8 protein-coding genes are annotated in these 7,242 nt (G+C 56.7%); all 8 read right to left on the reverse strand.

Annotation, left to right across the window (positions count from 1 at the left end; all coding sequences use genetic code 11):
- Positions 1–107 (reverse strand): transposase (locus tag EDC90_RS20170; protein ID WP_165972914.1); only part of this gene is annotated, 107 nt, incomplete at its 3' end.
- A 50-nt stretch (positions 108–157) separates the two neighbouring features.
- Complete coding sequence (locus tag EDC90_RS20175) at positions 158–1,525, reverse strand: reverse transcriptase domain-containing protein (protein ID WP_132314315.1); 1,368 nt, start codon at positions 1,523–1,525, stop codon at positions 158–160.
- Between the two features lie 242 nt (positions 1,526–1,767).
- Positions 1,768–1,986 carry a hypothetical protein gene (locus EDC90_RS20180; RefSeq protein WP_132314316.1) on the reverse strand — a complete coding sequence of 73 codons (219 nt, stop codon included), beginning with the start codon at positions 1,984–1,986 and terminating at the stop codon, positions 1,768–1,770.
- A gap of 108 nt (positions 1,987–2,094) precedes the next feature.
- A complete protein-coding gene (locus EDC90_RS20185; RefSeq protein WP_132314317.1) occupies positions 2,095–2,916 on the reverse strand; it encodes a DNA adenine methylase in 822 nt (273 codons plus the stop codon).
- Positions 2,917–3,059: 143 nt separating this feature from the next.
- Positions 3,060–4,031 (reverse strand): phage late control D family protein, encoded by a 972-nt coding sequence (locus tag EDC90_RS20190; RefSeq protein WP_132314318.1) that lies wholly within the window; start codon positions 4,029–4,031, stop codon positions 3,060–3,062.
- Positions 4,031–4,288, reverse strand: a complete 258-nt coding sequence (locus EDC90_RS20195) for a tail protein X (RefSeq protein WP_132309890.1) — start codon at positions 4,286–4,288, stop codon at positions 4,031–4,033. Before EDC90_RS20195 ends, EDC90_RS20190 begins: the two co-directional genes overlap by 1 nt.
- A 2-nt stretch (positions 4,289–4,290) precedes the next feature.
- The gene (locus tag EDC90_RS20200) at positions 4,291–4,728 is read right to left on the reverse strand and encodes a phage tail protein (RefSeq protein ID WP_132314319.1); all 438 of its coding nucleotides are present in this window, start codon (positions 4,726–4,728) and stop codon (positions 4,291–4,293) included.
- On the reverse strand, positions 4,728–7,052 hold the full coding sequence (locus tag EDC90_RS20205) for a phage tail tape measure protein (RefSeq protein WP_132314320.1): 2,325 nt from the start codon (positions 7,050–7,052) through the stop codon (positions 4,728–4,730). The genes EDC90_RS20200 and EDC90_RS20205 overlap by 1 nt, the downstream gene beginning before the upstream one ends.
- Between the last annotated feature and the right edge of the window lie 190 nt (positions 7,053–7,242).

A 7,242-nucleotide genomic window follows, 5' to 3' on the forward strand; every position in this document is an offset into this window, starting at 1 on the left:
GCTGAACTCATCCCGTGCTCCCGGCAAAGGTCAGGTACAGGAACGCCACCTTCTGCCTGACGCAGAATGCCGATAATCTGGGCTTCGCTAAATCTCGTCTTTTTCATCAAAATCTCCTCGGTCATAAAGCCTGAGAAAATTCTACTTTCAAAGCCCATTATTTTTCGGGGGGATTACCGGGGTAACCGAGGGCAATTAACTCGTCTCCTACTGCGACGTCTTTTGTGGTTTGATCAAATTCGTAGAATTCAGTTGTCGGTATCGAGTGATGCAGCACTGCCAAATCCAGATCTTCGTTGATTTTCACGACATGCACATCGAATTCGTTGGAGCGTTTTTCGGGATGGTAGATTTTTATCTTCTCTGCCCCTTTGACGCAGTGAGCAGCTGTCACCAAGCCCACACCTTTTAAAAAAAACGCGGTTCCTTGAGCCCAGTCGCCTTCGAAATGCTCGATCACCCATACAGCCCGATTGCGCACTTCCTTCGCAGTTGGAACCGTCTCGATCTTCATATCGGGGTAACACCCGTTGAAGCGTCGGGCTATGCTCCTAAAAACAGGGTCAGACCGTCCACGAACGTAACCCAGCCACGTGATCTTTCCTCTTAAATGCCGGCTGAGGTCGCAATCTCCGCCATGGACATCCTCGAATTTTCTCTGCGCCTCAATTTGTCCTAGCGTATTTACCGAGTAGAGAGCAGCTCGAATATTCCGCACATAACGTCGATCTAGATTCAGCAGCTCATTTATCTTTATTCCTGTCACGATGCGACGCGAGTTTCTATCGGCGTAGTGAACTTTCTGAGGATTTATTTGAAATCCATTCCCAGAAATGATGTCAACAAAAGTCGCGTTCAGATCGTCTGGAGAGATCGAACCGGAGACAATCGTCCCGCTCTTGAACATGCTGGTCATTGGTTGTTGGCTGGAAAGCGTTATATCGTCTGCATACCGCGTATAGATAAATCTGTTCTCTTTTGAGAATTTCTGAAGCCTCTTATCAAGGCGAAAGCAGATCATATTTGACAGTATCGGGCTGGTCGGCGCGCCTTGAGGAAGTCGCGAATTTAGGCAACATAAACGCGCAGCGATGCAGGCCACCTCGGTATCAATGCCCAGTGATTCCAGCAGCCCAACTATGCGCTTTTCAGTGATTGATAAAAAATAGTCCTTGAGATCAATGTTCAGCACATACCGTTTTCGTAAATGAGCTTCAGCATTCGTTTTGACCGACCGATCAAACACAAATCCATGCACTGGATTTCGAGCTCGATAAATTTGATTTAGCAAAAGAAGAAGCCTGCCTTGCAGGAACTTAAGGCGTTTGTCTGGAGCGGAGATGAGGCGATTTTTTCCGTTCTTTTTGGCAAGCGGAAACTGCTTGTACATTCGCTCTCTGTACCACCAAATCTTTTTCAGCTCGGCGGTCGAAAGACCAAGGTATTGGTGAAACGCTTCTTTAGAAGAAAATTCCTCGGGCAGCTTGACGCGAGGCGTGTGGAAATCTCCAAAAAAATTCGGCACGAGGCCTCCCCTCCAATCACGTCATGGCGTCATAATCTCGTGACGCGCACGATATTCTGAGATCATTAGCTCTTACGCCGCAGTTACTACAGCGCGCATGCGAGGGGAGACCTCGCATTGATATTGATAGCAGCCGAAGACCGGTCTATCCAGTTCGCAATCTGCTCTACGGTTAACCCAAGCCTTCTAATTGACCGGTCGCATTGAAAGCCCGCCCCGAACCGAGGCGGGCTACAGTCCTCTCAGTCCATCGCCGCCACCCGGTGAATAGCCCTTGCCGCAGCCAGCAGCGAGGCGAGGCGCTCGATGGTGGCGTCGACCGGGGCGAGCGCGCCGATGGCACTGTTGCGGCGCCCCTGGCCGATGTCCTCAGCCGCGAGGTCGACCTGATTCATGATGTCCTCGGCGTCGCGCTGCATGGCCTTGATGATCTGGGTGATGGCGATCTTGTTGTCACTCATGTCGGTCTCCTTTGTTGATGACCGGACCATCGCTCTCGTGGCCGTCGAAGACGAGCAATCCACGTGCTTCCGTCGGCCGGACGTGAATCGGTTTTGCTCCGGTCTGGCTCATTCGGCCGCCATGCGCAAAGTCTTTGCTGGGCTAACAATCACCTCCTTCACACCCTTCCCGTTGCCGTCCGATATCGAATAGGTGCAATCGACCTCCTCAATGTCGAAACGGGCGAAGGTTTCAAAGACGCCTTGAACCGCGTTCAACGACATAATGAAGGTGCCTTGAAGGCCTTCGAGAACATCTGCCAACTGTTCGAAATCATCCCGACCGAAGACGCCGGTACCGTAATCGGTCTCATTGCCCCAATATGGCGGGTCCAGATAAAAGAGCATGCCCGGCCGATCATAGCGCCGGATGAATTCCTGCCACGGCAGGCACTCGATCACGACACCGGCAAGCCGCTCGTGGATATCCTCCAGCGTTGAGGCAAGCTTGGTCAGGTTGAACCGGGCGCTGGTGGTTTTGCTGACGCCGAAGTTGCGGCCAGCCACCTTGCCGCCGAAGGCCAGACGCTGAAGATAGAGAAAGCGGGCCGAGCGCTCCAGATCGGTGAGCGTCGTCGGATCTGTCTTCATCAGCCGTTCGAATTCCCGCCTGCCGGAGATCTGGAAGCGGAGCGTATCCATGAACTGCGGAAAGTGGCGCTGCAGGATGCGGAAGAAGTTGGCGACATCACCGCTGATATCGTTGATCACTTCGGTTTTCGGCTGATGATCGCGGCGCAGGAACACGCCGCCCATGCCCACAAACGGTTCTGCGTAGCCATCATGATCGATCGCGTTGATCTTGGCGATAACGGTTTTCGAGAGGATGCGCTTGCCGCCGATATAACCGGCCGCAGGTGTGACCGGCGTCACCGGCTGCTGATTTACCATTTCAAATATCTCACGACTCAGTCACAAAGCCGTTGCCCGCTTTTCGCGGGTACGGGTGCGACGGTTATCGAGTATTGCTGTCGGGCGGGTTCGGACCCCCATCCAGTCCCCGCCGCCAGGGCTTGCCCTGGCCACCTGTCACATCATGCTTTCTTGCCCTCCTTCGTTGCCTCCAGACTGATCTGGACGGTGTAGCCATTGGAGAACTGGTGGCGCACCGATTTGACGTACCAGAGGCCGCTCGCTTCCTTTCGAAAGCCGGTGGCATTGATCGTGGTGCCTGCCAGAATATCGGTACGACCTGCCATGGTGATCGAGCCGGAGCCGGTTTTGGCTGCCTGGCGGGCTGCTTCCGATCGCGCGGCGGCTTCGGCTTCCTCTTTTGTGGCATAGGTGGTTCGAAGCGTCTTCGAAGGGCCTTCAAGGCCGGTTTCAGCGGTCGTTGTCTGAACCGTGTTGGTGGTCCGGTCGTACCAGCCCGCCTTCGCATTGCCGTAGGTCGGGCGCGGCTCGATGGAAAATGACCAGCTGGTGCATTCCGCTTTGTCGATCGTGATCGGGGCGAGAATGCCGGGCTCCAGAAACAGAAACTTGCCGTCCTTGATGGAAAACTGCGCGCCGGTGCGCCGGGCCAGTCGGCTTAAAAAATCGGCCGTGCTTTGATTGGTGCGGGCGATATAGGGAATGACAAGCTGATCGAAGCTTTCCGAGACCTTGGCATCATAACCGTGCCGATCGGCAAGCTGGCGGACGATTTCACCGGCGCTCATATCGTCGAAATGCTCGTCGGCCGGTTCCTTCACCGCCTTGCGCATATCGGTCGAGCGGCCGGACAGCGTGATGAACTCGCCACCGCTGCCGCCCCTGATCTTCGGCTTTTCGATTTCAAACAGGCCCATCTTGGCCGCACCGCCCGGCCGGTAGCCGAAATCGAGCTGAAGCTTCGCACCGGCCGGTGGAATGGCAACGGCATTGTCGGCATCGTCAAAGGTCAGTTCGCAGGTGTCGGCGATGTCTTCGGCATTATCGACAATGGAAGCCGAGACCAGGCGATTGTAAAAACCATCCCGGACGGCTGAACCGTTGACCTTCGCTTCGATAAAGGGCGTGGCCATCAGTCCCAGAGCCTCACGGTTTCAGCGGGCTTTGCCGCAGTCTCGAACTCCGGCAGGTGAACAACCGTGCCGATCGGCAAAACCGAACCGAGCGCGGCAAGGCCGGGATTGATGGCGAGCGTTGCCTCGACATAGCCGTAAAGCAGCCCGGCCTGTTTGCGGTCACCAAGCCGTGCATAGGCGAATTCAAAGCAGACCAGATCAAGGCTGGCATCTTCCTTGTTCACTTTGATGGTGGTTGCTGGCAGCTTCGTCATGATCACATCCCGAACAGGCCGACCGGTTTGCCACCGGCCTCATGGCTTGGTGCAAGCTCGATTGCATACTGGACGCGGCGGCCTTTGCCATCCGGCCCGATATAGGTTTGCGTGTCCTCAATGGCCTTGATCATCACAAGCCCGAAGACTTCCGCTGCCGTGCCGGTGCCTACGGCCCAGCCGGTAAACGAAAGCGGGCGACCGGCCATCTGGCTGGCGCGCAGCTTCTCGTATTCCGCGCGGTCATCGAACTCTTCGGGAAACAGCAGGCCGGATATGGTGATGGTGCCGCGCTTGTGGCCGGTAAACTGTGTGCCAGCGCGCCCGCCGAAACGGGCGATTTCGGCCAGCTCGGTTTCGGTGCGGCGGCGGATCGACTGGAAGTTCAGGCTGGTGACCTCAAACGTGTGCGGCCCAAGGCCCAGAAGCGGCATGCCCATCAATCATCTCCATCATAAAACGTACCGGATTGCGCGGAAGACAGACCACTGCCTCCGGAGGCGCGTGCATTGGCGGTTGCAGTGCGCAGTTCACCGGCTGCCGCGCTGATGGCGCTGGCCGCATCCTGCATGGCATTGCCTGCAGCCTTGCCGCCGTCTTCAACGGCCTTGCCGGAGCGCGATGCGCTTTGTTCCAGCTCATCGCCTGCACCGGTCATCCAGTCCCATGATTTGCCAAGCCAGCTTTTTTCATCTGCCTCTGACGGCTGACCGATCGGCGGACCGATATCGGCATAGGCTGAAGATGCACCATTATCATTGGCCGGTTCTGCAGGCGGTTCGTCATCATCACCGTCGCCGCCAAGCAACCGGTCGAGCCATGCCGGTTTTTTGAAGACGCCGGAAAGATCGATTGTACCGATTTTTTCGCGGATCAAGGCGGGCCAGTTCGTAAGCCACTCCCAGATGAAGGCGGCTCCGGCCTTGATGCCGTTGGCGATCTTTTCGCCGATTTCACGGCCTGCATTCTCGTAGCCCGCCTTTTGGTCGTCGGTAAGCTTTTCCTGGGTGAAGATGTTCTTGAGCCAGTTCATGGCACCGTCGAGCAGTTCCTTCGCGCCGTCGATGATGCCGGAGAAGTCGAAGAAATCGCGGACGGCCTGTTTTGCGCCGGATGTATCAATGCCGGTGATGGCGGAGAACTTGTCCAGCAGCCAGTCGATCTTGCCGCCGACAAAATCGAGCGCGCCGCCGAGCAGGTCTTTCAGCGGCCCGAAAAAGCCCGAGAGAAACGAACTGACGTGATCCCAGTATTTCCACACCAACAGGGAGGCAGCCGCAATGGCTGCGCCAACGGCCCAGACCGGCGCTGAAATACCCGCCAGAACCGTGACCAGCCCGCTGCCAAGGGTACCAAGCAGCCCAAAGGAACCGGCCAGCATGCGGCCCGCACCGGCAATCAACCGCCAGCCGGAGGCAACATTCTTGCCCGACTTGTCGAATTTCAGGAAGGCACCTGTCAGTCCCAGCAGCGGCATGCGCAAGCCTGCAACGGCAAAGCTGGCCAGTCGTGTGGCAATATTGAAGGCCAGAAGCCCGGCAACGGCCATGACAATTGTGCGGGTTAATTCCGGATTGGCCTGTGTCCAGGTGATAACCTGATCGACCAGCGGGCGGATTTCCTGCACGAGATCGAGCACTGCGGGCAGAAGCACTGTGCCGATGGTGATGGCGACACCGGCCGCCTGGTTCTTCAGCATGTCGAGCTGCGCGGGCAATTCTTCGACCTGTTTAAGGAACGCTTCATTCACGGCATTCGCGCCGTTGCGCATATCGTCAAGCGTGGCGGTAAAGACGCCTGCCTGCGCGCCGGTCAGGCTCATGACCGCATTGACGGCTTCAGATGATCCGAACAATGCCTGCATGGCCGCGTCGTTACCGTCGAGGGCTTCGCGGATGCGGGTGAATGCCCCAACCATGCCTCCCGATTTTGCGATCAGGTCTTTGAAGTTTTCCGCACCAAGCTCCTTGAATATGGCGCTGGTTTCCTTGGTGTCGCGTGTAAGGCCCACGATTGCGGCGCGGATCTGCGTATGCGCCTGTGCCGCTGGCATACCGGTTGTTGTCAGTGCTGCAACGGATGCCAGGTATTCATCAATCTTGATGTTCGCTCCGGCCACCGTACCAGCGACCGCGCCAAAGCCCTGGGCAAGGCCGTCAATCGTGGTCTTGCCGTTTTTGACGGTCTTGAAGATCACATCATAGATGCGATTCTGCTCTTCGCCTTCGAGGTTGAAGGCGTTGATCGACGAGGTCACCAGATCGACCGCTGATTTCGTTGAGCCAAGACCGGCAACACCCAGCCGTGCCGAACCTTCCAGAACCTTGAACTGATTAGCGGCAGCTATACCAGCCGAACGCACATCATAAAGCGCGCCGGTCAGATCGTTGAGTTTGACCGGCGTTCGTCCCGCGATTTCGAGCACCTTGCTCTTCATCGCGTCCATGCTTTCCACGGACGTATCGATCAGGGTCGAGACATTGGCCATCTCGGACGAGAAATTGGCCGCCATCATGATTGGCGAAACGATGATGGCGCCCATGGCCGCAGCACCGATAAGACGCTGACGGGCACTTTGAAGTTTGGCCTCGGCCTTCTGGGTGGCCGCTTCGAGGTTATCGACGGAGAAGCGCGTGGCAATGGCTCCGCCGACATTGCGCTTCAGCTTGCCTGCGCTGTCCGAAACGCGGCGAAAGCCCTCACGCAGCTTCTGCGCGGGGCCGTTGAACTTATCGACCAGGCGAATGACAAGTGACGCATCCATGTCAGTTCTCCTGTTGTCTCAGGTTAGCAAGGCGTTGGATTTCGGCGCGGTAGCGAACCGCCTCATCGAAAGGCAGTTCGTCGATGTCTTCCGGTGACCAGCGGAAGAAAAAGGCCAGGTCAGCGGCTATTTCGAAGGCGCGGCTGACAGGAGCGCCGGAAAAAAATCGACAAACGCCTCAAACAGTTTC

The sequence above is a fragment of the Martelella mediterranea genome (assembly GCF_004342225.1).
GTDB lineage: Bacteria > Pseudomonadota > Alphaproteobacteria > Rhizobiales > Rhizobiaceae > Martelella > Martelella mediterranea_B.